This is a genomic window from Mycobacterium sp. H4Y (assembly GCF_000364405.1).
GTDB lineage: Bacteria > Actinomycetota > Actinomycetes > Mycobacteriales > Mycobacteriaceae > Mycobacterium > Mycobacterium intracellulare.
This window is the reverse complement of record NZ_AKIG01000002.1, coordinates 979680-1003798: the sequence shown is the minus strand read 5'-3', so window position 1 is coordinate 1003798 and position 24119 is coordinate 979680. Positions and strand designations below refer to the sequence as shown.

25 protein-coding genes and 1 pseudogene are annotated in these 24119 nt (G+C 67.4%); 17 read left to right on the top strand and 9 right to left on the bottom strand.

The window, feature by feature from the left end:
* The first annotated feature begins 132 nt into the window (after positions 1-132).
* From W7U_RS18560 to regX, 3 genes are all read left to right on the top strand, one after another.
* Complete coding sequence (locus tag W7U_RS18560) at positions 133-882, top strand: phosphoglyceromutase (RefSeq protein WP_008261207.1); 750 nt, start codon at positions 133-135, stop codon at positions 880-882.
* 153 nt (positions 883-1035) lie between these two features.
* Positions 1036-2265, top strand: a complete 1230-nt coding sequence (locus W7U_RS18555) for an ATP-binding protein (RefSeq protein WP_008261206.1) — start codon at positions 1036-1038, stop codon at positions 2263-2265.
* A 90-nt stretch (positions 2266-2355) separates the two neighbouring features.
* Positions 2356-3039, top strand: a complete 684-nt coding sequence (regX, locus tag W7U_RS18550; RefSeq protein ID WP_008261205.1) for a two-component sensory transduction protein RegX — start codon at positions 2356-2358, stop codon at positions 3037-3039.
* 3 nt (positions 3040-3042) lie between these two features.
* Here the strand turns inward: regX and W7U_RS18545 are convergent, their stop codons facing one another.
* Positions 3043-3846: a hypothetical protein gene (locus W7U_RS18545; RefSeq protein WP_008261204.1), complete on the bottom strand. Its 804-nt coding sequence runs from the start codon at positions 3844-3846 to the stop codon at positions 3043-3045.
* Between the two features lie 119 nt (positions 3847-3965).
* Between W7U_RS18545 and W7U_RS18540 the strand changes: the two genes are divergently transcribed.
* The 9 genes from W7U_RS18540 to W7U_RS18505 all read left to right on the top strand — a co-directional run bounded on the left by W7U_RS18540 (position 3966) and on the right by W7U_RS18505 (position 11565).
* Entirely contained in the window at positions 3966-4982 is a 1017-nt protein-coding gene (locus W7U_RS18540) for a Ppx/GppA phosphatase family protein (protein WP_008261202.1), read from the top strand.
* Complete coding sequence (locus W7U_RS18535) at positions 4979-5935, top strand: hypothetical protein (RefSeq protein ID WP_008261200.1); 957 nt, start codon at positions 4979-4981, stop codon at positions 5933-5935. The genes W7U_RS18540 and W7U_RS18535 overlap by 4 nt, the downstream gene beginning before the upstream one ends.
* A 15-nt stretch (positions 5936-5950) precedes the next feature.
* Entirely contained in the window at positions 5951-6793 is an 843-nt protein-coding gene (locus tag W7U_RS18530) for a sugar phosphate isomerase/epimerase (protein WP_008261198.1), read from the top strand.
* Positions 6794-6818: 25 nt separating this feature from the next.
* Positions 6819-7712: a thioesterase family protein gene (locus W7U_RS18525; protein ID WP_008261191.1), complete on the top strand. Its 894-nt coding sequence runs from the start codon at positions 6819-6821 to the stop codon at positions 7710-7712.
* Between the two features lie 27 nt (positions 7713-7739).
* Positions 7740-8615, top strand: a complete 876-nt coding sequence (gene proC, locus W7U_RS18520) for a pyrroline-5-carboxylate reductase (protein WP_176476855.1) — start codon at positions 7740-7742, stop codon at positions 8613-8615.
* A gap of 139 nt (positions 8616-8754) precedes the next feature.
* Positions 8755-9012 (top strand): cell division/environmental response transcriptional regulator, encoded by a 258-nt coding sequence (locus W7U_RS18515; RefSeq protein WP_026071177.1) that lies wholly within the window; start codon positions 8755-8757, stop codon positions 9010-9012.
* 146 nt (positions 9013-9158) lie between these two features.
* A complete protein-coding gene (locus W7U_RS25750; protein ID WP_003402602.1) occupies positions 9159-9260 on the top strand; it encodes an AURKAIP1/COX24 domain-containing protein in 102 nt (33 codons plus the stop codon).
* A 107-nt stretch (positions 9261-9367) separates the two neighbouring features.
* Positions 9368-10495 (top strand): SDR family oxidoreductase, encoded by a 1128-nt coding sequence (locus tag W7U_RS18510; protein ID WP_008261176.1) that lies wholly within the window; start codon positions 9368-9370, stop codon positions 10493-10495.
* Positions 10477-11565, top strand: coding sequence for a lysophospholipid acyltransferase family protein (locus W7U_RS18505; protein WP_170320613.1), 1089 nt, complete (start codon positions 10477-10479; stop codon positions 11563-11565). The genes W7U_RS18510 and W7U_RS18505 overlap by 19 nt, the downstream gene beginning before the upstream one ends.
* 69 nt (positions 11566-11634) lie before the next feature.
* Here W7U_RS18505 and W7U_RS18500 read toward each other — a convergent pair whose 3' ends face one another.
* The 8 genes and pseudogenes from W7U_RS18500 to W7U_RS18470 all read right to left on the bottom strand — a co-directional run bounded on the left by W7U_RS18500 (position 11635) and on the right by W7U_RS18470 (position 18610).
* Entirely contained in the window at positions 11635-12561 is a 927-nt protein-coding gene (locus W7U_RS18500; protein WP_008261174.1) for a cyclopropane mycolic acid synthase family methyltransferase, read from the bottom strand.
* Positions 12562-13083, bottom strand: coding sequence for a MaoC family dehydratase N-terminal domain-containing protein (locus tag W7U_RS18495; RefSeq protein ID WP_008261173.1), 522 nt, complete (start codon positions 13081-13083; stop codon positions 12562-12564).
* Positions 13084-13127: 44 nt separating this feature from the next.
* On the bottom strand, positions 13128-14039 hold the full coding sequence (locus W7U_RS18490; protein WP_008261172.1) for an HAD-IB family hydrolase: 912 nt from the start codon (positions 14037-14039) through the stop codon (positions 13128-13130).
* Positions 14040-14362: 323 nt separating this feature from the next.
* Positions 14363-14578: a hypothetical protein gene (locus tag W7U_RS25745; RefSeq protein WP_014381224.1), complete on the bottom strand. Its 216-nt coding sequence runs from the start codon at positions 14576-14578 to the stop codon at positions 14363-14365.
* A gap of 169 nt (positions 14579-14747) precedes the next feature.
* A complete protein-coding gene (locus W7U_RS26285; RefSeq protein ID WP_036429531.1) occupies positions 14748-15536 on the bottom strand; it encodes an SseB family protein in 789 nt (262 codons plus the stop codon).
* Positions 15533-18013, bottom strand: a complete 2481-nt coding sequence (locus W7U_RS18480) for a putative adhesin (protein ID WP_008261166.1) — start codon at positions 18011-18013, stop codon at positions 15533-15535. Before W7U_RS18480 ends, W7U_RS26285 begins: the two co-directional genes overlap by 4 nt.
* A 4-nt stretch (positions 18014-18017) precedes the next feature.
* Positions 18018-18308, bottom strand: coding sequence for a WXG100 family type VII secretion target (locus W7U_RS18475; protein WP_008261164.1), 291 nt, complete (start codon positions 18306-18308; stop codon positions 18018-18020).
* Positions 18301-18610 (bottom strand): annotated as a pseudogene (locus tag W7U_RS18470) (WXG100 family type VII secretion target). The gene W7U_RS18475 and the pseudogene W7U_RS18470 overlap by 8 nt, the downstream one beginning before the upstream one ends.
* Before the next feature lie 59 nt (positions 18611-18669).
* Here W7U_RS18470 and W7U_RS18465 point away from each other — a divergent pair.
* The 5 genes from W7U_RS18465 (at position 18670) to hemB (ending at position 24109) form a co-directional block, all read left to right on the top strand.
* Positions 18670-18939, top strand: a complete 270-nt coding sequence (locus W7U_RS18465; protein ID WP_008261160.1) for a glutaredoxin family protein — start codon at positions 18670-18672, stop codon at positions 18937-18939.
* A gap of 115 nt (positions 18940-19054) precedes the next feature.
* Complete coding sequence (locus W7U_RS18460) at positions 19055-20434, top strand: glutamyl-tRNA reductase (RefSeq protein WP_008261158.1); 1380 nt, start codon at positions 19055-19057, stop codon at positions 20432-20434.
* Between the two features lie 13 nt (positions 20435-20447).
* The gene (gene hemC / locus W7U_RS18455) at positions 20448-21395 is read left to right on the top strand and encodes a hydroxymethylbilane synthase (protein ID WP_008261156.1); all 948 of its coding nucleotides are present in this window, start codon (positions 20448-20450) and stop codon (positions 21393-21395) included.
* A gap of 23 nt (positions 21396-21418) precedes the next feature.
* Positions 21419-23074 (top strand): uroporphyrinogen-III synthase, encoded by a 1656-nt coding sequence (locus W7U_RS18450; RefSeq protein ID WP_008261154.1) that lies wholly within the window; start codon positions 21419-21421, stop codon positions 23072-23074.
* Positions 23075-23119: 45 nt separating this feature from the next.
* A complete protein-coding gene (hemB, locus tag W7U_RS18445) occupies positions 23120-24109 on the top strand; it encodes a porphobilinogen synthase (RefSeq protein WP_008261148.1) in 990 nt (329 codons plus the stop codon).
* Positions 24110-24119 lie beyond the last annotated feature (10 nt).

The following is a 24119-nucleotide window of genomic DNA, read 5'->3' as shown; positions in this document are numbered from 1 at the left end:
AGTCGAGCTTTGAGCCGCGAAGACGACGATGCAGAGCGCGAAGCGCGATGAGGAGGAGTCGAGCTTTGAGCCGCGAAGACGACGATGCGGACGACGACGACCGCTGAATGAGCGCGTGAGAGACTAACCGGCATGGGTGACTCCGCCACGCTGATCCTGCTCCGCCACGGTGAAAGCGAATGGAATTCGCTGAACCTGTTCACCGGTTGGGTGGACGTCGGGCTGACCGACAAGGGCCGCACCGAGGCGGTGCGCAGCGGCGAGCTGCTGGCCGAACACAATCTGTTGCCCGACGTCCTCTACACGTCGCTGCTGCGCCGGGCCATCTCCACCGCGCACCTGGCGCTGGACGCCGCCGACCGGCTGTGGATCCCGGTGCGGCGCACCTGGCGGCTCAACGAACGCCATTACGGGGCGCTGCAGGGCCTGGACAAGGCCGAGACCAAGGCGCGCTACGGCGACGACCAGTTCATGGCCTGGCGACGCAGCTACGACACGCCGCCCCCGCCGATCGAGAAGGGCAGCACCTACAGCCAGGACACCGATCCCCGCTACGCCGACATCGGCGGCGGGCCGCTGACCGAGTGCCTCGCCGACGTGGTCGTCCGTTTCCTGCCGTATTTCACCGACGTCATCGTCCCGGACCTGCGCAGCGGCAAGACGGTGCTGATCGTCGCGCACGGCAACTCGCTGCGGGCCCTGGTCAAGCACCTCGATCGGATGTCCGACGACGACATCGTGGGCCTGAACATCCCGACCGGCATCCCGCTGCGCTACGACCTGGACGCCGACCTGCGCCCGGTGGTGCCCGGCGGCACCTATCTGGACCCCGAGGCGGCCGCCGCCGGTGCCGCCGCGGTCGCCGGCCAGGGCCGCCGCTGACGTTTGCGCCCGGCGCAATCCGTCGCGCGAACGCCCCGTTAGCCAAACATCACGTGAACGGGAGCGGAACACCTGTGACGCAAGGTGTGACTTGTCCGATTTTGGCCTCGTTCTGCTAGGGCAGCGTTCAGGAAGATTTGTAGGATTTGCTATGTGACTGTGTTCTCGGCGCTGTTGCTGGCCGGGGTGTTGTCCGTGCTGGCGCTGGCCGCAGGAGTGGCGGTCGGGGTCCGACTGTCGCCGCGCGCGATGCAGCGCCGGCAGCGGGTGAGCACCGAATGGACCGGGATCACCGTCGGGCAGATGCTGGAATGCATCGTGGCGCTGATGCCGGTGGGCGCGGCGGTGGTGGACGTCCACCGCGACGTCGTCTACCTCAACGACCGGGCCAAGGAGCTCGGCCTGGTGCGCGATCGTCAGCTCGATGACCAGGCCTGGGAGGCGGCGCAGCAGGCGCTGACCGGTGTCGATGTCGAGTTCGACCTGCAGCCCTCGAAACGGACGGGCGCCCGGTCCGGGCTATCGGTGCACGGGCAGGCCCGGTTGCTCAGCGAAGAGGACCGCCGGTTCGCCGTGGTCTTCGCCCACGACCAGTCCGACTACGCGCGGATGGAAGCGACCCGGCGCGACTTCGTCGCCAACGTCAGCCACGAGCTCAAGACCCCGGTGGGTGCGATGGCCCTGCTCGCCGAGGCCCTGCTGGCGTCGGCCGACGACTCCGAAACCGTGCGGCGGTTCGCCGAGAAGGTGCTCGTCGAAGCCAACCGTTTGGGGGACATGGTCGCCGAGCTGATCGAGCTGTCCCGGCTGCAGGGCGCCGAACCGCTGCCCAACGTCGTCGACGTCGACGTCGATAAGGTTGTGAGCGAAGCGATTTCGCGTCACAAGGTGGCCGCCGAGAACACCAAGATTGCGGTCCGCACCGACGCCCCCAGCGGGTTGCGGGTGCTCGGCGACGAAACGCTGTTGACCACCGCGCTGGCCAACCTGGTCTCCAACGCGATCGCCTATTCGCCGCCGGGTTCGCCGGTGTCGATCAGCCGTCGCCGCCGCGGCGAGAACGTCGAGATCGCCGTCACGGATCGCGGGATCGGGATCGCCCTGGAAGACCAGGAGCGGGTCTTCGAGCGTTTCTTCCGGGGCGACAAGGCGCGTTCGCGGGCCACCGGCGGCAGCGGGCTGGGCCTGGCCATCGTCAAACACGTCGCGGCTAACCACAACGGCACCATCGGCGTGTGGAGCAAGCCGGGAACCGGATCGACATTCACGCTGTCCATTCCCGCGGCCAAGCCGTCTCCTCGAGACGAGGGCGAATCCGAGCAAGCGCAGGGTCGCGACGTGCGGCCCGACCGGTCCCAACGAGAGGAAGAACTAAGTCGATGACCCGCGCGTACGACGATGCCGAGGAGGAATCGCGCTCATGACCCGCGCGTATGACGATGCAGAGCGTAGCGATGAGGAGGAATCGCGCTGATGACCAGTGTGCTGATCGTGGAGGACGAGGAGTCGCTGGCCGATCCGCTGGCGTTCCTGCTCCGCAAGGAAGGCTTTGAGGCCACCGTGGTGACCGACGGGTCGGCGGCGCTCGCCGAGTTTGACCGCGCCGGCGCCGACATCGTCCTACTTGACCTGATGCTGCCCGGAATGTCTGGCACCGACGTCTGCAAGCAACTGCGGGCGCGTTCCAGCGTGCCGGTGATCATGGTGACCGCCCGCGATAGCGAGATCGACAAGGTCGTGGGTCTCGAGCTGGGCGCGGATGACTATGTGACCAAGCCCTATTCGGCGCGCGAGCTGATCGCGCGGATCCGGGCGGTGTTGCGCCGCGGCGGCGAGGACGACTCCGAGATCAGCGATGGCGTGCTCGAGTCGGGCCCGGTGCGGATGGACGTCGAACGCCACGTCGTGTCGGTCAACGGCGACACGATCACCTTGCCGCTCAAGGAATTCGACCTGCTCGAGTACCTGATGCGCAACAGTGGCCGGGTGCTGACCCGCGGGCAGCTGATCGACCGGGTATGGGGCGCGGACTACGTCGGCGACACCAAGACGCTCGACGTCCACGTCAAGCGCCTGCGGTCCAAGATCGAAGCCGACCCGGCCAACCCGGTGCACCTGGTGACGGTGCGGGGCCTGGGCTACAAGCTGGAGGGCTAGCGGCTACTCGGCGATGCGAGTCGCCGGGTGCACCGCGATGAGTCCTAACTTGCTGCGGCGCTTGCACATTGCGGCCAGCTCCGCGTAGGCCTTGCCGCCCAGCAGTTCGGTGAGTTCGTCGGCCAGGCTTTCCCACACCTGCTTGGCGCCGACGTGGGCGGCCGGGTCGCCGGTGCAGTACCAGTGCAGGTCGGCGCCCCCGGAACCCCAGCCGCGGCGGTCGTATTCGGTGACCCAGGTCTTGAGGATCTCGGTGCCGTCGGGCCGGGTCACCCACTCCTGGCTGCGACGGATCGGCAACTGCCAGCAGACATCCGGCTTCATGGTCAGCGGCGGCACACCGAGCTTGAGGGCCTTGCTGTGCAGCGCGCAGCCGACGCCGCCCGCGAAGCCGGGCCGGTTGAGGAAAATGCACGCGTCCTTGTGCTTGCGGGTGCGGTACTGGGGCTGGCCCTCATGCTCGTCGAGCTCCAGATATCCCTTGCGGCCCAAGCCTTTTTCGCGATACTGCCAGTCGGCGGCGGTCAGCTTTTTCACCGCGTCGTCGAGGCGGGCGCGGTCGTCGTCGTCGGACAAGAACGCGCCGTGTGAGCAACATCCGTCGTCGGGGCGGCCCTCCACCGTGCCCTGGCAGGCGGGCGTGCCGAACACACACGTCCACCGCGAGAGCAGCCAGGTCAGGTCGGCGGCGATCAGGTGCTCGGGGTTGTCGGGGTCGTAGAACTCCACCCATTCGCGGGCGAAATCCAGTTCGACCTCGTGGCCCGGCTGTCCGGGTTCTGGGTGCGAATTCGCCACGGAGTCCACGTTAGACCACATTTCGGCGCGGCCGCGCCGCTGACACTCGTGGCCCGTATGGCCGTGATCACGGTGGGTTAACCGGGTCGCGCAAAAGCCTGCCGGCGACGCCCCGTTAGGTTGTCTACGTGCGATTGGGCGTTCTCGACGTGGGCAGCAACACGGTGCATCTCCTGGTGGTCGATGCCCACCGGGGCGGTCATCCGACGCCGATGAGTTCGACGAAGGCCACCCTGCGGCTGGCCGAGGCCACCGACAGCGCCGGCAAGATCACCAAACGTGGTGCCGAGAAGCTGATCTCCACAATCGACGAATTCGCTAAGATCGCCGACAGTTCGGGCTGCGAGGAGCTGATGGCCTTCGCCACCTCGGCGGTCCGTGATGCCGGCAACTCCGACGACGTGCTAAGCCGGGTGCGCAAGGAGACCGGCGTCGAGTTGCGGGTGCTGACCGGAGTCGACGAGTCGCGGCTGACCTTTCTGGCGGTGCGCCGCTGGTACGGGTGGAGCGCGGGGCGGATCATCAACCTCGACATCGGTGGCGGCTCGCTGGAGATGTCCAGCGGCCTGGACGAGGAGCCCGAAGTCGCGATGTCGCTGCCGCTGGGCGCCGGCCGGCTGACCCGCGAGTGGTTGCCCGACGATCCGCCCGGGCGGCGCCGGGTGGCGATGCTGCGGGATTGGCTGGACGCCGAACTCGCCGAGGCCAGCGCGAAGATCCTCGACGCCGGCAGTCCCGACCTGGCGGTGGCGTCGTCGAAGACGTTCCGCTCGCTGGCGCGGCTCACCGGCGCGGCCCCGTCGGGCGCCGGACCGCGGGTCAAGAGGACGCTGACAGCAAACGGCCTCAGGCAACTCATATCTTTCATCTCTAGGATGACGACCGCTGACCGGGCGGAACTGGAAGGAGTGAGCGCCGAGCGCGCCCCGCAGATCGTGGCGGGTGCGCTGGTGGCGGAGGCGAGCATGCGAGCGCTGTCGATCGAAGTGGTGGATATTTGCCCGTGGGCATTACGGGAAGGTCTCATTCTGCGCAAACTCGACAGTGAAGCCGACGGAACCGCCCTCATGGGCCCGTCGGTGCGTAATGCTGGAGGTCAGGTAGTTGATCGGAATCAGCACCGATCGAGAGGCGACAAACCATGACCGGACCGCACTCCGAGACCGAGAGCCCGGGCACTCGGCCGATCTCGGTGGCCGAATTGCTGGCCAGAAACGGAACCATCGGTGCCCCGGCGGTCACCCGGCGGCGCCGCCGTCGCCGCGGTGACAGCGACGCGGTGACCGTCGCCGAGCTCACCGGCGAAATCCCGGTGGTCCGCGACGACGACGACGCCGAACACGGCGCTACCGACACCATCGAGGCCGTCAAACCCGCCGATTCGCCCGCCGAGGACGTCGCCGCCGAGCCGGTGACCGAAGACAAGCCCAAGACCGCCTACTGGTCCGAGCCCGAGCCGCGCTGGCCCAAGTCGCCGCCGCAGCCCAAGCGGGTGCCGGGCCCCGAGCGCAGCGCCTACCCGCGGCCCTTGGCCAACGGGACCGCCCGGCCCGAGGAGCCCTCCGGCGCCGAGGACATGAGCCCTGATCCGATGGACCATTACGCCGACATCCCCGTCGACGTGATGGATTCCGACGTGCGTGAAGCCGAACCCGCGCTGGAGGACTCCGCCTACGTGCGCTCCTACCTGCGGTCCTCGGGCTCGCTGGACGAGGATCTGGACGAGGACGGGGACGCCGCGCGCGCGGGGTCGCTCGACACCGGACTGCTCGGCCTCGAGGACGAGGACGCTCATGCGGAGGGCGCCGACGCTCACCCGGCGGAGGGCAGGCTCGACGCGCTGTGGCGCGGCGCCGTGGTTGTGCTGCAGTCGATCCTGGCGGTCGCGTTCGGCGGCGGGCTGTTCGTGGCCTTCGACCAACTGTGGCGCTGGAACAGCATCGTGGCGCTGGTGCTCTCGGTGCTGGTCATCCTCGGCCTGGTGGTCGGGGTTCGGGTGGTCCGCAAAACCGAGGACATCGCCAGCACGTTGATCGCGGTCGCGGTGGGTGCGTTGATCACCCTGGGGCCCCTGGCGCTGTCGTTGCAGTCGGGCTAGCGGCGCCCACATCCAGTGCGCCCAGCCATCAAAGTCGGCCTCTCCACGGCTTCGGTGTACCCGTTGCGGGCCGAGGCCGCCTTCGAGTACGCGGCCCGGCTCGGCTACGACGGCGTCGAGCTGATGGTCTGGGCCGAATCGGCGAGTCAGGACGTCGCGGCGGTCAAGAAGCTGTCCAGGCGCTATCGCGTGCCGGTGCTGTCGGTGCACGCGCCGTGCCTGCTGATCTCGCAACGGGTGTGGGGCCCCAACCCGATCCCCAAGCTGGACCGCAGCGTGCGCGTCGCCGAACAGCTGGGCGCGCAGACCGTCGTCGTGCATCCGCCGTTTCGCTGGCAGCGGCGTTACGCCGAGGGGTTCAGCGAGCAGGTGGCGAAGCTGGAATCGTCGAGCGACGTGATGGTCGCGGTGGAGAACATGTTCCCGTTCCGGGCGGACCGGCTCTTCGGGGCCGGCCAGTCGCTGGAACGGATGCGCCGGCGGGGCGGCGGCCCCGGCCCGGCGATTTCGGCGTTCGCGCCCTCCTACGACCCGCTCGACGGCAACCACGCGCACTACACGCTGGACCTGTCCCACACCGCGACGGCGGGAACCGACTCGCTGGACATGGCGCAGCGGATGGGTGCCGGCCTGGTCCACCTGCACCTGTGCGACGGCAATGGTCTGCCCGCCGACGAGCACCTGGTGCCCGGACGCGGCACCCAACCCACCGCCGAGGTGTGCCAGATGCTGGCCGGCGGCCAGTTCGCCGGGCACGTCATCCTGGAGGTGTCGACGTCCAGCGCGCGCTCAGCCAATGAGCGCGAAGCCATGCTCGCCGAGTCGCTGCAGTTCGCCCGCACGCATCTGCTGCGCTGATGATTCAGGAGACCCGCAAAAGTCCATGAACGCGTTATTCACCACCGCAATGTCGTTGCGGGAGGCCGGTTCCGGCGTTTACGAAGGAGAGCTCGACAAGCGCTGGACCATCGGTCCCAAGGTGCACGGCGGCGCGATGCTGGCCCTGTGCGCCAACGCCGCGCGCACCGCCTGCGGCGGACAGCCGGCCGGACCGGACCTGCAACCGGTCGCCGTGTCCGCGAGCTTCCTGTGGGCGCCCGATCCGGGGCCGGTGCAGTTGGTCACGTCGATCCGTAAGCGCGGCCGCCGGATCAGTGTCGTGGACGTCGAGCTCACCCAGGGTGACCGCACCGCGGTGCACGCCGTGGTCAACCTCGGCGAGCCCGAGCATTACCCGGTCGACGATGCGGGCCGTGAAGCGGCCCGAGGAGGAGCCGGGTCATCGAGCAGGCCGGTCGACGGCGCGGTGAAGCCGTTGCTGTCGGCCAACCCGGTGGCCGACCTGATGACGCCCGAACCACCCGACGACATCGAGCCGATCGGCCCCGGGCATCCGCTGGCCGGCCTGGTGCACCTGGGCGAGGGTTGCGACGTGCGGCCGGTGTTGTCGACGATGCAGGTCCGCGACGACGGGCGCCCGCCGGTGATCCAGATGTGGGCACGCCCCCGCGGCGTGGCCCCGGACGCGCTGTTCGCGCTCATGTGCGGCGACCTGTCGGCGCCGGTGACCTTCGCCGTGGATCGCACCGGTTGGGCGCCCACCATCCAGCTCACCGCCTTCCTGCGGGGGTTACCCGCCGACGGCTGGCTGCGCATCATCGCGACCTGCACCGAGATCGGGCACGACTGGTTCGACGAGGACCACACGGTCGTCGACAGCCTCGGGCGCCTGGTGGTGCAGGCCCGCCAGCTGGCGTTGGTCCCTGCCGCTCGCTAGCCGGCGGTGTCTGCGATGCTGTCCGGCATGGCAAGAATCGCGATCATCGGTGGCGGCAGCATCGGGGAGGCACTGCTGTCGGGTCTGCTGCGCGCGGGCCGGCAGGTCAAGGACCTGGTGGTGGTCGAGCGGGTGCCCGAGCGCGCCAAGTATCTGGCCGACACCTATTCGGTGCTGATCACGTCGGTGGCCGAGGCGGTGGAAAACGCGTCGTTCGTCGTGGTCGCGGTGAAGCCCGCCGACGTGGAGTCGGTGATGTCGGAGGTCGCGCGGGCGGCCGCGGCGGCGGAGAGCGATACCGCCGAGCAGGTCTTCGTCACGGTCGCGGCCGGTGTCACCATCGCCTACTTCGAAGCCAAACTCCCGGCCGGAACGCCGGTGGTGCGGGCCATGCCGAACACCGCGGCGCTGGTCGGCGCGGGCGTCACGGCCCTGGCCAAGGGCAGGTTCGTCACCCCGCCGCAGCTGGAGGGCGTCTCGGCCCTGTTCGACTCCGTCGGCGGGGTGCTGAGCGTCCCCGAGGGCCAAATGGACGCCGTCACCGCGTTGTCGGGCTCGGGTCCCGCGTATTTCTTCCTGATGGTCGAGGCGCTCATCGACGCCGGCGTTGCGGCGGGGCTGAGCCGCGAGGTGGCGGGCGATCTGACCGCGCAGACCATGGCCGGCGCGGCGGCGATGCTGCTGGAACGGATGGACGCCGATCGCCGGCTTTCCGAGGCCGAGGCGCCCGGGATGCGGGTGGACGCCACCGCGACGCAGCTGCGGGCGACCGTGACGTCCCCCGGCGGCACCACCGCGGCGGCCCTGCGTGAGCTGGAACGGGGAGGCCTGCGAGCGGCCGTGGATGCGGCGGTTCAGGCCGCCAAAATGCGCTCTGAGCAGCTAAGAATTACATCAGAGTAATCCAAGATTTTTCAACTGATTGTCCCCCACCAGTACCAGTAACCCCATCAGTCCCGCTATTCTCCTCTTTGTAAGCACGTGTCGGTGCCAGCGGAGGGGAAGCCGCTGGCATGCGCGTGCCTGACACGATTGGGTAGCGATGACGTCTACGAATGGGCCATCAACGCGAGATTCTGCAGGTAAGCCGCGGGACACCGGTTCCGTCGATGGCCAGCAGGGCAGGACGCAATTTCTCACCGTCGCCGAGGTGGCCGCGTTGATGCGGGTCTCCAAGATGACGGTCTACCGGTTGGTGCACAACGGCGAACTACCCGCGGTCCGGGTGGGTCGGTCCTTCCGGGTGCACGCCAAGGCCGTCCACGACATGCTGGAGACGTCCTACTTCGACGCGGGCTGACCCGAACCGGTGGCCGCTCGCGGGCGGCACCTGGCTTCGCGGCTCGGCGGCGATCACGCGACGCGGTTTGGCGTTGGGTGCGTCCGGCTGGGTAAAGTGTCCGGGTCCATTCTTTGAAGCAGGTCTCGGTCTAGATAGCGGAGTTCATGGGTTCAGTAATCAAGAAGCGGCGCAAGCGTATGTCGAAGAAGAAGCACCGCAAGCTGCTGCGTCGCACCCGGGTGCAGCGCAGAAAACTCGGCAAGTAACTCCCGCGGCGGCCTTCCTAAGGCCGCCATAAGGCCACCGTAAAAAGGCCCTAACTGGTCGCTTCGCGCCATAGTGCCGCCGTCTCGCCGACCGCTAGGCTGACCGGGTGGATGGGTCGAATGGGGAGAACACCGGGCCGGACGATAGCGCCGGCAACGCGGCGCATTACCCCAAAATCGTGCTGGTCACCGGTGCCTGCCGGTTTCTGGGCGGCTACCTGACGGCTCGGCTCGCGCAGAACCCGATGATCAAAGGGGTCATCGCGGTGGACGCGATCGCCCCCAGCAAGGACATGCTGCGCCGGATGGGGCGCGCCGAGTTCGTCCGCGCCGACATCCGTAATCCCTTCATTGCCAAGGTGATTCGCAACGGCGACGTCGACACCGTGGTGCACGCGGCGGCCACGTCGTACGCTCCGCGGTCCGGCGGCACCGCGGCGTTGAAAGAAATCAACGTGATGGGCGCGATGCAGCTGTTCGCGGCCTGTCAAAAGGCGCCCTCGGTGCGCCGCGTGGTGCTCAAGTCGACGTCGGAGGTGTACGGCTCGAGCGCCCACGATCCGGTGATGTTCACCGAGGACAGCACCAGCCGTCGTCCGTTCCGCGACGGTTTCGCCAAGGACAGCCTCGACATCGAGGCCTATGCGCGCGGATTGGGGCGGCGCCGGCCCGACATCGCCGTGACGATCTTGCGGCTGGCCAACATGATCGGCCCGGCGATGGACACCACGCTGTCGCGTTATCTTGCCGGGCCGTTGGTGCCGACGATGTTCGGCCGCGACGCCCGGCTGCAGTTGCTGCACGAGCAGGACGCCCTCGGCGCGCTGGAGCGCGCGGCCATGGCCGGCAAGGCGGGAACGTTCAACATCGGCGCCGACGGCATCATCATGCTGTCGCAGGCGATCCGTCGGGCGGGCCGAATCCCTTTGCCCGTACCGGGTTTCGGTGTCTGGGCCCTGGACTCGTTGCGCCGCGCCAACCGCTACAACGAGATCAGTCGCGATCAGTTCGATTATTTGAGTTACGGCCGCGTCATGGACACCAGCCGGATGCGCTCGGAACTCAACTACCAGCCGAAATGGACGACGGCGGAGGCCTTTGACGACTATGTTCGCGGCCGAGGCCTGACTCCCATAATCGACCCACATCGGGTACGCTCCTTGGAGAGTCGCGCCATATCTCTAGCCCAGCGCTGGGGTAGCCGAAATCCAATTCCGTGGGGTGGGGTCAGGTAGGTATCGTGGCGGGTGAAACCAGAGCGAATGTCATTCCACTGCATACGAATCGGGGCCGTGTCGCAGCGCGTCGGAGAGCCGACCAGAGGGCAGAGTCAGCCCGCCAGCACCCCTCGTTACTGACCGATCCGCGCGGCCGCGCCTCGGCGGAGCAGATCGCCGCGGTGGTTCGCGAAATCGACGAGCACCGCCGTGCCGCGGGGGCATCGCCCGGCGAGGCACCGCTGAATGAGCTGGCGCAGCGCGTCGCGTCGGTGGCCGCATTCCTCCGCCAGCGGCTGACGGGTGACTACAGCGTCGACGAGTTCGGTTTCGATCCGCACTTCAACAGCGCGATCGTCCGGCCGTTGTTGCGGGTGTTCTTCCGGTCCTGGTTCCGGGTCGAGGTGAGCGGGATCGAGAACCTGCCCGCCGACGGCGCCGCGCTGGTGGTCGCCAATCACGCCGGGGTGCTGCCGTTCGACGGGCTGATGCTGTCGGTGGCCGTGCACGACGAGCACCCCGCGCACCGCGAGCTGCGGCTGCTCGCCGCCGACATGGTGTTCGACCTGCCCGTGGTGGGCGAAGCGGCTCGCAAAGCCGGCCACACCATGGCCTGCACGACGGACGCGCACCGGCTGCTCGCCGCCGGCGAGCTCACCGCCGTGTTCCCCGAGGGCTACAAGGGGCTGGGGAAGCGCTTCGAGGACCGCTACCGGCTGCAGCGGTTCGGCCGCGGTGGATTCGTCACCGCCGCGCTGCGGACCAAGGCGCCGATCATCCCCTGCTCGATCATCGGTTCCGAAGAGATCTACCCGATGCTGACCGACGTCAAGTTGCTGGCACGGCTGTTCGGACTGCCGTACTTCCCGATCACGCCGCTGTTCCCGCTGGCCGGGCCCATGGGCCTGGTGCCGCTGCCGTCGAAATGGCACATCGCCTTCGGTGAGCCGATCTACACCGACGACTACGCGGCCTCCGACGCCGACGACCCGATGGTCACTTTCGAGCTGACCGATCAGGTGCGCGAGACCATCCAGCAGACGCTGTACCGGTTGCTGGCCGGCCGCCGCAACATCTTCTTCGGCTGAGCCGCGGCGCGCCCAAAAGGAAACGCCACCACGGAAACCCGTGGCGGCGTTGACCTTTGAAGTAGTCGACTACTTCACCATGGTGAACTGGCAGACGTTGGTGTAGCCGTCGCGGAACAGATCCGAGCAGCCCCTCAGGTACTTCAGGTAAATGTCGTAGGTCTCCTGCCCCTTGAGGGCGATCGCCTCTTCCTTGTGCGCCTCGAGCGCATCGCCCCAGGCGGTTAGGGTCGGCACGTAGTTCTTGCCGATGAAGTGGTGTCGCTCGATCTTGAAACCCGCGTCCGTCGCGTACTTGTCGACCAGGTCGACCTGGGGCAGCTTTCCGCCCGGGTAGATCTCCTTCAAGATGAAGCTGATGAACCGCAGCAGGGTCATGTTGACCTTCAAGCCCATCGCGTTGCCCTCTTCGCGGGTGGGGACCACGATCGAGTGCAGCAGCATGCGGCCGTCGTCGGGCAGCAGGTCGTAGTACTTCTTGAAGAAGGTGGCGTAGCGCTCGTACCCGGCGTCACCGGCGCCGTCGGCGAAGTGCTCGAACGCGCCCAGCGACACGATCCGGTCGATCGGCACGTCGCCGGGGAATTCCTCCCAGCCCTGGATCCGCACCTCTTTACGGCGGGGGCTGTCCATCTTGTCGAACTCGGCCACGCAGTGGGCGTACTGGTTCTCGCTCAGCGTCAACCCGATTACGTTGACGTCGTACTCCGCCACCGCGTGCCGCATCGTCGAGCCCCAGCCGCTGCCGATGTCGAGCAGCGTCATGCCGGGCTCGAGGTTCAGCTTGTCCAGCGCGAGCTTGCGCTTGGCGTACTGCGCCTCTTCCAGCGTCTTGGTCAGATTCTGTGGGTCCGGGTTTTCGTCGAAGTAACCGCAGCTGTAGGTCATCGACGGGTCAAGCCACAGCTTGAAGAACTCGTTCGACTTGTCGTAGTGCGATCGCACCGCCTCGACCGGCGGGTGCAGCTGCGTTCCGGTTTCCCCCTGTAGTGACATTTACAACGCCCCTAACTTTCCTGCGGATATTGATGCGACCGCCGCGGCGGTTGCCTCGGTCTCGGCTTGGTTTGCGGCTTCCCCCAGCATTGTGACAACGCTGGTGACGATCGGCTTTCCATCGGCATCGGTCACTTCGCTGCGGATTTCCGCCAGCACGGTGCCGTGGGACTCGATCACCGAGTCTAGGTAGGTGTCGAAGAAAAGCCTATCGTGAGCCAGGATCGGGCGGTAGAACTTGAACTTCTGGTCGCGGTGAATGACCCTGGCGATGTTGATGGGGATGCTGAACTTGGTAAAGATCTCCAGCTGAACGCGGCGCCCGGCGATCGCGAGGAACGTCAACGGCGCCACCATGTCGGTATACCCGGCCTTCCGGGATTCATTCTCGTCGAAATGCGCCGGGTGGTCGTCCTTGATCGCCAGGGCGAACTCCCGGATCTTTTCGCGCCCGACCTCGAAGTAGTCAGGTGCGCGGTAATGGCTGCCGATGAGTCCTTCGGCTTCTTTGGGGGTTGTCATGCCGCTGTGCTCTCCGCTCGAAGATGTCTGCGCGGCGCAGCCTATCAGCGTGATTGCCGTCGAGAGGCCACCGCGGCCAGCGCACCGCCGGCCGCGCCCAGCGCCAACGCCGACGGCACCCCGATCCGGGCCGCTTTGCGAGCGGTGCGGAAGTCGCGAATCTCCCATCCGCGCTCCCGGGCCAGGGCGCGCAGGCGGGCGTCGGGATTGATGGCGACCGCGGTCCCCACCAGCGACAGCATGGGCACGTCGTTGTAGCTGTCGGAGTAGGCGGTGCAGCGTTTCAGGTTGAGCCCCTCGCGGATGGCCAGCGACCGCACCGCGTGCGCCTTGCCGGTGCCGTGCAGGATGTCGCCGACCAGCCTGCCGGTGAAGACGCCGTCGACCGATTCCGCGACGGTGCCCAGCGCGCCGGTCAGGCCGAGCCGTCGCGCAATGGTCGCGGCGAGCTCGTAGGGCGTGGCGGTGATCAGCCACACCTGCTGGCCGGCGTCGAGATGCATTTGGGTCAGCTCGCGAGTGCCGGGCCAGATCTTGTCGGCGATGATCTCGTCGTAGATCTCCTCGCCCAGGGCCACCAGCTGCTCGACCGACCGGCCTTCGATGAAGGCGAGCGCCTTGCGCCGGCCCGCGGCGACGTCGTTGCTGTTCTCCTTGCCAAGGACCTGAAACTTGGCCTGGGCGTAGATGAATCCGATCACATCGCGATAGGTGAAGTAGTTGCGCGTGGCCAGCCCGCGGCCGAAATGCACCGCCGAGGAGCCCTGCACCAAGGTGTTGTCGACGTCGAAGAAGGCGGCGGCGGTGAGGTCGACCGGGGGTTGCGGACGGTCCGGGGCGGCGGCGGCTTCCTCCTGCATGCCCTCGATCGCGCGGGCCGCGCTGGCGTCCGCGCCCAGCGACTCCAAGTCAACGTAACCGGTGTGGTCTGCGTTGACCGGGTCAGAGGAAGTCATCGCCCAACCTCCTAGATCGCTGTGGTGCCTGGTGACCCGGCGGGTGCCCGATATCCAACCCTATCGGGCAGTTGGCGTGGGGGCGGGTATGGCTGCCGGGCTGATGCCCCGGGCTGCCGAGCTGCCGGGCTGCCGGGCTGCCGAGCTGATGCCCCGGCTGCCGAGCTGCCGGGCTGCCGGGCTGATGCCTCGGGCCGCCGAGTGTGACGCTGGCGTCACGTTCGACGCCGAGTGTGACTGCAGCGTCACACTCGTGGCTGGGCAGGCCGGGTTGGTCGGGGCGCGACAAGACTTGTCCGTGGGCGTCAGTGCAGGAAACGGCCCTAAGCTTCCTTGTTGGGATCCCACTCGGTACCGGATGTGTCATCCCAAAATTTCGGCGAGACGTCTGTTTTGCGGTCTTCTGGCGCAACAGTGTCGACTCTGGCCTGAAATTCGTCGAAGGCCTTTCTTGCGCGCGCTAATTCTTCTTCTGTTGGCGCGCTGACACCGGCTTCTTCTGGCGTCGAAAAAGTCTTACCGGCAATCTTTTTGCTCATTGAGGACTCCCATCATGACAAGAAGGTGTGAGCCAACAGTAGTCAGCGCTCCATCATTTCGATAATCGTCCTAGTTGCCCGAACAGCTGGCACCAGGGTTGAGAGTAGAGGAAGCCGAGGGCACCGCGGGCGACCGAATGTTATGTGGATGTGTCTGCTGCAAAGACGTTTATGAATCGTCTGTTCCGCTGGCGGTCAGTGATTCACGATCGAAGATCACCCAGTCATCGGCGTTGTTGACGATCTGGACCCCGTCGAGCTCGGTGGTGGTTCTCAGCATATCCTTGAGCGCCTCCCACTTCATGCCCCCGTATCTGATCCCTGGGCGTGTTCGCGTCGTATACGCGCGTATTACCCGTGGCATGTGCTGAACGGCAAACGTTTTCATAATCGGTTGGCCGTCTTCGCTTTGCTCTTTCGCTAGCTCAATGAATATCTCGCGTCCTCGAAGCACAGATCCGATCGATGGCGAGAGTTTTTCCGGCGGCGTGTGAAGAGCGCGTGTTATCAGGTTTTCGACCACATTCTCGTTATCCGGCGGAAGGTCAGAGAGTTTATTCACGTGAGTTTCTCTAGATCGCAGAACATCGAGGACTTCGGTTATTTGTTGTTTGTTAATCCCCACCCATTGCGACGTACGATTGCAGACGATCACCCAGTCTAGGTCCGGCATGTCGAGCGCTGCGGCAAGCGCGTCTTCGAATGCACCTCCGGCGAAGGTGTTGGGCAGATCTGGGTGGTCTTCCGATGTATACAGCATCATGGCATTTGTGCCGTCGGGCAATCGGAGCAATGGGGTGGCGTTCAGCCGCTTCCCCTCATGTTCAACTGTCGTTCGAGGGAAAAATAATTCGACACCAAGAAGTGCCAAAAAAAGACGTCGATCTGCCTCCGGCGACTTTTGTTGGGCAGCGAAATCAATCAGTTCATCGATTCCAGCGTTGTGTGGTGCCGTCAATGTTTATACCTTTCGTACGGCGTGAACTTGTCATTGAATTTATCATATATGCCATGTACGTGATACACCTTGCCAGTCGGCGAAGTTGGGTCAAATGTGCATACAGCCAAATCGACGGGGCCCATGTTTTCGTGGATAAGCTGACTGATGAGGGTAGGACTCGTCACGGTCTGTGGTGATCCCAGAATGCTTAACCCATCCGGCGGATGTATTGTATAGTTTGGTATAAGCTCGCCTGTTTTAAACGTCTTGGAATAAACGCCGGAGGTGTCTCCGCCGGTCTCGATGAGATTGCCCAGTGAGTCAGTGATGGTCGAGCCGTGTTCGGCAAAAGTCGTAATACTTGAGCCTTTCGGCACAGTAAAGAAGCCGCTGTCGGGATCGTAACTTCCATGCCCGCTTATCGTGTGCCTCTCGCCTTGCGGCATCTCGTCTTGCGGAATCCCGTGACCGGGGACTTCCTCCGGTTGATGCTGTCCTTGGTCAGGTGGCTGGTCCCCGTTAAAAGGAGGCTCCTTTGGGGTTTCGTTCGGGCCGGAGTCCGACGGACGCGCCCCGTTACTGGGAAGGTCAGCCCCGTTCCCATCGCCGTGCGGGTGTGAACCGCCGCCATGCGGCTCGGGCGGATGGGCAGGAGGTTCTCCGCCATAAGGCACCTCGCCGAGGCCGGGAGGCGCTTCGGGGAGGCCGCCCGCCGGGACAGAGGGAAGCGACGGCGGCTCCGGCATCGATGGCATCGAAGGAGCCGAGGCCGCCGGCATCGAAGCAGCGGGCGCCGAAGCGGCGGGCGTGACCGCTGCCGGCTCCGCAGGTGGGACCCGCGTAGGCGCAGGCTCGTGCGGCGGCGGGTGGGGTGGTGGTGTGCCTTCTGCGGGGGCCGATACCGGTGGCTTGCCGCCCGATTCTGGTGGGACCGCAATTGGTTTCGGCTCGCCGCTGTGCGGTGTCCCGCCAACCGGCGGCTTGGATTCGGTGGGGCTGTGCGGCAGGGGACCGTCGGCGGGGCCCGGTGCCGGTTTGCCCGAAGGAGCCGGCGCGGGACGACCCGGCTCCGGCGGCTTGGCCTCCGGAGCCTTGACCTCCGGCGGCTTGACCTCCGGCGCCTTGACCTCCGGCGGCTTGATCGACGGAGGCTGAGGAATCTCAGGCGGCTTCTTCAAACCCTTCAGCACATCGGCCGCTCGGCTTCCCGCTTTGCCCACCTTGGAGAGTGGTCCGCCAGGCAAGGCCAAGGTCAATCCATCAAAAAGGGTCTTGCCGAGCGCTTCGGCGGGGTTGGACCCCCACTCGTCCCAGTGGGTGACGTCCTTGCCGAGCGACTTCCACGAGTCGGCGACGCCGGGCCCTCCGTCGGGGCCCAAGCCGACGAGCGGCGCGGCCCCGGAGACCATGCCGTACACGTCTTTGGCGTAGCCGATCGGATCGGTCTGGAGCCGATTCGGGCTGAACTTCGCGAGCTGCTCAAGAAAGTCGTAGCCTTCGACGCCGAAACCTTTGACGGTCTGGCCCACCTGATTCAGTGCCCTGCCGACTGGCGTTCCGTGTAAAAAGTGGTCCCACTCCTTACCCGCCCAGTGGGCCATATCTTCTGCCGCGGTGGCCGCCGCCGACATGGTGGCCTCGATCTGGCCGCCCAGCGTTTCGGCTTCCCGGGAAAAGCTGTCGACCACCGTTTTGATGTCGTCGGCGATCCTTTTGATCTCGTCTTCGTCTTCGTCGGTCAGGAGGTCCCACACTTCTTTGATCCCGGTCATCGGGTCGCAGATGCGGGACAACAAATCGAGGATCGCCGCGTGGACCTTGTCGATCTGGGCCGCGTAACTGTTGAGTTGCGCGGCAATCGTTTGGCATTGCTGCGCAACGCTGGCCGTGGCTCCAGACGCATCGGCCAACGCTTTGTTGATGGCCGCGGCCTCGGGAATCTGCTGCGCGGCAATGGCGGCCATGCTCCCGCCGCCGGCCGCGATCTCGGTCGTCATGAAGTTGACGCCCGCCGTCGTCCACGCCGCCGCGGCGGCACGCAACTTCGCCGAATCGCCAGTGGGCCAGATCATTCCGATATACGGCGCAACCCAGCTCCACCCCGCCGGGGCACCGCTGCCGGCGCCCACCGCCGACGGCGGATGCGACGGCGCGGTCAATGGCGCGGTCACTGGCGGTGTCGGCAAGCCTTCGGCGCGGCCCGTCACATCCGACATCGCCTCGGCGTGCGCATAGTTGTGTGCCGACATCCGCACGCCGTCGCCGATGCTGCAGAGTCCGTTGCGGGTACTGGTCATCGCCTCGATGACCTTTGCCGCTGCGCCGTTGTACGTGCGGCCCAGCGCCGCACCGACGGGATCGTCACCGGCCATGCCCGCGCTGCCCGCGAGCGACGTGGTCAGGGCCGAGATCACCGATCCCAGCGACTCGCCGGTGGACAGTACCGTGGCGCCGGCGCGATCTAGGGCAGTCGGGTCACACGCCAGCGGCGCCATGTATTCACGACCGCATACCGAGATTCGTCGACATCGCGCCGGTGTAGTTGCCGTGCGCTGTCGTGGCCACCTTCTCCAGTTGCCCCAGCGCCTCGCGCATCATCGCCTCGCCGCGCACCCAGTGCTGATGCGCCTCGGCGTGGGCCGCCGCGGCCTCACCCGTCCACGTCCCATGCAAACGCGTTACGCGAGAATCGATTTCGGCAATCATGTCTTCGGCGTAGCGCTGAAACGCCGCCATCCGCTGCACCGCGTCGGCCAACGCCTGCGGATCAACCCGAAACGCCTCAGGCATCGCGCACTGCCCGCTCGGCCTGGGCGGACGCTGCCTCGTTGCTGTGATACGCGCCGCCGGCCTCGCCGACCAGATGCGCCAGGATCGACAACCCGAGCTCGACCTCCCGGGCGCCCTTGTGCCACAGCTCCCATGCCGAGGCATAGGCACCCCCGGCCGCCCCCCTGCCAACCACCCAGCATCTGACCCACCTGATCGTCGAGCTGGGACAGCTGAGCCGAAAGATGCTCGGCCGCACCGCTCAGCGAGACGGCGGCGCCCTGCATCACCACCGGATCGACCCGCACCGTGTTGTCGGCCATAGCCGGAACATAACTCCTGGTAGACGCCCCCACAAGTCGCTGATGACACACTGATTCCCATGACCCGAGCGACCGGCCGCCCGCATGTGGAGTTGTTGACCCGCGACGGGTGCACCATCTGCGAGCGCATCCACGCCCGGCTGGTCGTTTTGGCCGGTGAGCTGGGCTTCGATTTGTCGACGACCGACGTCGACGCCGCGGCCGCGGACGGCAACCCCGCGCTGCGCGCCGAGTTCGGCGACCGGCTGCCGGTGGTCCTGCTCGACGGGCGCGAACACAGCTACTGGGAGCTCGACGAGCCCCGGCTGCGCGCGGATCTCGCCCGCTGACGAGGCGGCCGGGTGGCCGTGGGGCAATTATTTGGTAGCCCAGCTGATAAACGTTTACCGTGGACAGCAGTTCAGTTACTGGAGGATGCAAGGGAGCTGGCCAGGTGATGCTGCCGTGAGCGTCTTGCTCTTCGGGGTTTCGCACCGCAGTGCGCCGGTCTCCGTCCTGGAACAACTCAGCATCGACGAGTCCGATCAAGGCAAGATCGTCGACCGGGTGCTGCAGTCGCCGCTGGTGACCGAGGCGATGGTGCTGTCGACATGCAACCGGGTCGAGGTCTACGCGGTGGTGGACGCGTTCCACGGCGGGCTCGCGGTGATCGGACAGGTGCTCTCGGAGCATTCCGGGATGTCGATGACCGACCTCACCAAATACGCCTACGTCCGGTACAGCGAGGCCGCCGTCGAGCATCTGTTCGCGGTAGCCAGCGGCCTGGATTCGGCGGTGATCGGAGAGCAGCAGGTGCTCGGTCAGGTGCGCCGCGCGTACGCCACCGCCGAGACCAATCGCACCGTCGGCCGCGTCCTGCACGAGCTGGCCCAACGCGCGCTCTCGGTCGGCAAGCGGGTGCATTCCGAGACCGCCATCGACGCCGCCGGCGCCTCCGTGGTGTCGGTTGCCCTGAACATGGCCGAACGCCGGCTGGGCGGGCTGTCGGGCCGGACCGCCGTGCTGGTCGGCGCCGGGGCGATGGGCGCCCTGGCCGCGGCGCATCTGTCTCGCGCCGGCATCGCCCAGGTTCACGTGCTCAACCGGTCGCTGTCCCGGGCGCAGCGCCTGGTCCGCAAGATCCGCGAAACCGGTGTGCGGGCCGACGCGCTGCCATTGGAGCAGCTGACCGACGTCCTGGCGGGTGCCGACGTGGTGGTGAGCTGCACCGGGGCGGTGAGCCCGGTGGTCTCGCTGGCCGACGTGCACCACGCGCTCGCGGCCGCGAACCGCTCGATCGTCGATGAGACCACCGACCCCTTGGTGATCTGCGACCTGGGCATGCCGCGCGACGTGGACCCGGCGGTGGCCGGCCTGCCCGGCGTGTGGGTCGTCGACGTGGACCGCGTGCAGCACGAGCCCTCGGCCCACGCCGCGGCCGCCGACGTCGACGCGGCCCGCACCATCGTGGCCACCGAAGTTGCCGCCTACCTGGCCGGCCAGCGGATGGCCGAGGTCACCCCGACGGTGACGGCGCTGCGCCAGCGCGCCGCCGATGTGGTCGAAGCCGAGCTGCTGCGCCTGGACAACCGGCTCCCCGGGCTCGCCAGCGCGCAGCGCGAAGAGGTCGCCCGCACCGTGCGGCGTGTAGTGGACAAGCTGCTGCACGCCCCTACTGTGCGCATCAAGCAGCTCGCCAGCGCCCCCGGCGGCGACAGCTACGCCGAGGCGTTGCGCGAGCTTTTCGAACTCGACCAGACCGCCGTCGACGCCGTGGCCGCGGGCGAATTGCCAGTCATAGCAAACGGTTTCGACGCGGGCACCCCGCAGCAACCTGCCGAGTAGCCGATTGGCGAACGTGATCCGGATAGGCACGCGGGGCAGCCTGCTGGCCACCACCCAGGCCGGCGTCGTCAGAGACGCCCTCATCGCGCTGGGTCACCCGGCAGAGCTGGTGACCATCACCACGGCCGGGGACCGGTCGTCGGGACCCATCGAATCCTTGGGGGTGGGTGTCTTCACCACCGCGCTGCGCGAGGCCATGGAAGAGGGCCGCGTGGACGCCGCGGTGCACTCCCACAAGGACCTGCCGACGGCCGACGACCCGAGGTTTGCTGTGGCCGCCATACCCGTGCGCAACGACCCGCGTGACGCGGTGGTAGCCCGGGACGGACTGGTGCTGGGGGAGTTGCCACCGGGTTCGCTGGTGGGTACCTCCTCGCCGCGGCGGGCCGCGCAGCTTAGAGCATTGGGTCTCGGTTTGGAAATCCGCCCCCTACGAGGCAACCTAGATACCAGGTTGAACAGGGTAAGCAGTGGTGATCTTGACGCGATCGTGGTGGCCCGGGCCGGCCTGGCCCGACTCGGTCGCCTCGATGACGTCACCGAGACGCTAGAGCCGGTGCAGATGTTGCCAGCACCGGCTCAGGGCGCGCTCGCCGTCGAATGCCGTGCCGGTGACACCCGGTTGGCGGCGGTGCTGGCGGAGCTGGACGACGCGGACACGCGCGCGTCGGTCACCGCGGAGCGAACTCTGTTGGCCGAACTGGAGGCCGGCTGCTCCGCACCGGTGGGCGCGATCGCTGAAGTGGTCGAGTCCATCGATGAGGAAGGCCGGATCTTTGAAGAGCTGTCGCTGCGTGGCTGCGTGGCGGCGCTGGACGGGTCCGACGTGATCCGCGCGTCGGGCATCGGCACTCCCGGTCGAGCACGAGAGCTTGGGCTTTCGGTTGCCGCGGAGCTGTTCGAACTTGGCGCCCGGGAGCTGATGCGCGGAGCGCGGCAAGACCCGACGCGAGGAAATTAAGTGCGAGTTACGTGGGAGCGACAATGACGACGCGAGGGCGTAAGCCGACACCCGGCCGCATCACGTACGTGGGCTCCGGCCCCGGTGACCCGGGACTGTTGACGACCCGGGCCGCGACGGTGCTGACGAACGCCGCTCTGGTGTTCACCGACCCTGACGTGCCCGAGCCGGTGCTGGCGCTGATCGGCAAAGACCTGCCGCCGGTTTCCGGCCCGGCCCCGGCCGACCCGGCCGCCTCCAGCGGCGACGGCGCCGACCAGGGCCAGACGCAGCCCGCGGTGATCTCCGGTGGCCCGGACATCCGCCCGGCGCTGGGTGACCCCGCCGAGGTGGCCAAGACCCTGACCCACGAGGCGCGGACGGGCGTCGACGTGGTCCGCCTGGTGGCCGGTGACCCGCTGACGGTCGACGCCGTCATCACCGAGGTCAACGCCATCGCGCGGAGCCACCTGCACATCGAGATCGTGCCGGGGCTGGCGCCCACCAACGCCGTCCCGACGTACGCGGGGCTGCCGCTGGGCTCCTCGCACACGGTGGCCGACGTGCGCGGCGACGTGGACTGGGAGGCGCTGGCCGCGGCGCCGGGACCGCTGATCCTGCAGGCCACGTCGTCGCATCTGGCCGACGCGGCGCGCACCCTGATCGAACACGAGCTCGCCGAGAACACGCCGTGCGTGGTGACCGCGCAGGGCACCACCTGCCAGCAGCGTTCCATCGAGACGACGCTGCACGGCCTGACCGACTCGGCCGTGCTGGGCGGCACCGACCCGGCGGGCCCCCTGACGGGTCCGCTGGTGGTGACCATCGGCAAGACGGTGTCGAGCCGGGCGAAGCTGAACTGGTGGGAGAGCCGCGCCCTGTACGGCTGGACCGTGCTGGTGCCCCGCACCAAGGACCAGGCCGGCGAGATGAGCGAGCGGCTGACGTCCTACGGCGCGCTGCCGATCGAGGTGCCGACCATCGCCGTCGAGCCGCCACGCAGCCCCGCGCAGATGGAACGGGCCGTCAAGGGATTGGTCGACGGCCGCTTCCAGTGGGTGGTGTTCACCTCCACCAACGCGGTGCGCGCGGTGTGGGAGAAGTTCGGCGAGTTCGGGCTGGACGCGCGCGCGTTCTCCGGGGTGAAGATCGCCTGCGTGGGCGAGTCGACCGCCGACCGGGTCCGGGCGTTCGGGATCAGCCCCGAGCTGGTGCCGGCCGGTGAGCAGTCCTCGCTGGGTCTGCTCGACGACTTCCCGCCCTACGACAGCGTTTTCGATCCGGTGAACCGGGTCTTGCTGCCGCGGGCCGACATCGCCACCGAGACGCTGGCCGAGGGCCTGCGCGAACGTGGTTGGGAGATCGAGGATGTCACCGCCTACCGGACGGTGCGGGCCGCGCCGCCGCCGGCGGAGACGCGGGAGATGATCAAGACCGGCGGGTTCGACGCGGTGTGCTTCACGTCCAGCTCGACAGTGCGCAACCTGGTCGGTATCGCCGGCAAGCCGCACGCGCGGACGATCATCGCCTGCATCGGCCCCAAGACCGCCGAGACCGCCGCCGAGTTCGGTCTGCGGGTCGATGTCCAGCCCGAGACCGCCGCGGTTGGTCCGCTGGTCGACGCTTTGGCCGAACACGCCGCGCGGTTGCGCGCCGAGGGCGCGCTGCCACCGCCGCGCAAAAAGAGCCGCAGGCGCTAGTGGCGATCGCCAGCGCGGCGGAGCCGGGCGCAGCGGGTCGCCACGATGAGCGGTAGCGCCTACCCGCGGCAGCGTCCGCGTCGGCTCCGCTCAACCCCGGCGTTGCGCCGATTGGTCGCGCAAACGTCGCTGGAGCCAAGGCATTTGGTGCTGCCGATGTTCGTCGCCGACGGCATCGACGAGCCCCGGCCGATCGCCTCGATGCCGGGGGTGGTGCAACACACCCGCGATTCGTTGCGCGGCGCCGCCGCCAGCGCCGTCGCCGCCGGGGTGGGTGGGCTGATGCTGTTCGGTGTGCCGCGTGATGAGGACAAGGACGCGGTGGGGTCGGCCGGCACCGACCCCGACGGCATCCTCAACGTCGCCCTCCGCGACCTGGCCAAGGACCTCGGCGAGGCCACCGTGCTGATGGCCGACACCTGCCTGGACGAGTTCACCGACCACGGCCACTGCGGCGTCCTCGACGACCGCGGTCGGGTCGACAACGACGCGACCGTGGCCCGATATGTGAAACTGGCTGTGGCGCAAGCGGAATCGGGCGCGCACGTGGTAGGTCCGAGCGGGATGATGGACGGTCAGGTGGGCGCGATTCGCGACGGGCTGGACGCGGCCGGCCATACCGACGTGGCGATCCTCGCCTACGCCGCCAAGTTCGCATCGGCGTTCTACGGTCCGTTCCGCGAAGCGGTCAGTTCCAGCCTCTCCGGCGACCGGCGCACCTATCAGCAGGAGGCGGGCAATTCCCGCGAGGCGCTCCGCGAGATCCAGCTCGATCTGGACGAGGGCGCCGACATCGTGATGGTGAAGCCGGCGATGGGTTATCTGGACGTGGTGTCGGCGGCGGCCTCGATTTCGCCGGTGCCGGTGGCCGCCTATCAGGTGTCGGGGGAGTACGCGATGATTTGCGCTGCGGCCGCGAACAATTGGATCGACGAGCGCGCGGCGGCCCTGGAATCATTGACGAGCATCCGGCGGGCCGGAGCCGATATCGTTCTCACCTATTGGGCCGCGGATGCGGCAGGGTGGCTTTCGTGAGACGGGGCTT

Excerpts from the sequence above, each read along its gene's own strand:
- W7U_RS18560 (WP_008261207.1), top strand. The coding sequence starts at position 133 with ATGGGTGACTCCGCCACGCTGATCCTGCTCCGCCACGGTGAAAGCGAA.
- regX (WP_008261205.1), top strand. The coding sequence starts at position 2,356 with ATGACCAGTGTGCTGATCGTGGAGGACGAGGAGTCGCTGGCCGATCCG.
- W7U_RS18535 (WP_008261200.1), top strand. The coding sequence starts at position 4,979 with ATGACCGGACCGCACTCCGAGACCGAGAGCCCGGGCACTCGGCCGATC.
- W7U_RS18525 (WP_008261191.1), top strand. The coding sequence starts at position 6,819 with ATGAACGCGTTATTCACCACCGCAATGTCGTTGCGGGAGGCCGGTTCC.
- proC (WP_176476855.1), top strand. The coding sequence starts at position 7,740 with ATGGCAAGAATCGCGATCATCGGTGGCGGCAGCATCGGGGAGGCACTG.
- W7U_RS18515 (WP_026071177.1), top strand. The coding sequence starts at position 8,755 with ATGACGTCTACGAATGGGCCATCAACGCGAGATTCTGCAGGTAAGCCG.
- W7U_RS25750 (WP_003402602.1), top strand. The coding sequence starts at position 9,159 with ATGGGTTCAGTAATCAAGAAGCGGCGCAAGCGTATGTCGAAGAAGAAG.
- W7U_RS18500 (WP_008261174.1), bottom strand. The coding sequence starts at position 12,561 with ATGTCACTACAGGGGGAAACCGGAACGCAGCTGCACCCGCCGGTCGAG.
- W7U_RS18495 (WP_008261173.1), bottom strand. The coding sequence starts at position 13,083 with ATGACAACCCCCAAAGAAGCCGAAGGACTCATCGGCAGCCATTACCGC.
- W7U_RS18490 (WP_008261172.1), bottom strand. The coding sequence starts at position 14,039 with ATGACTTCCTCTGACCCGGTCAACGCAGACCACACCGGTTACGTTGAC.
- W7U_RS25745 (WP_014381224.1), bottom strand. The coding sequence starts at position 14,578 with ATGAGCAAAAAGATTGCCGGTAAGACTTTTTCGACGCCAGAAGAAGCC.
- W7U_RS18480 (WP_008261166.1), bottom strand. The coding sequence starts at position 18,013 with ATGGCGCCGCTGGCGTGTGACCCGACTGCCCTAGATCGCGCCGGCGCC.
- W7U_RS18475 (WP_008261164.1), bottom strand. The coding sequence starts at position 18,308 with ATGCCTGAGGCGTTTCGGGTTGATCCGCAGGCGTTGGCCGACGCGGTG.
- W7U_RS18465 (WP_008261160.1), top strand. The coding sequence starts at position 18,670 with ATGACCCGAGCGACCGGCCGCCCGCATGTGGAGTTGTTGACCCGCGAC.
- W7U_RS18450 (WP_008261154.1), top strand. The coding sequence starts at position 21,419 with ATGACGACGCGAGGGCGTAAGCCGACACCCGGCCGCATCACGTACGTG.
- hemB (WP_008261148.1), top strand. The coding sequence starts at position 23,120 with ATGAGCGGTAGCGCCTACCCGCGGCAGCGTCCGCGTCGGCTCCGCTCA.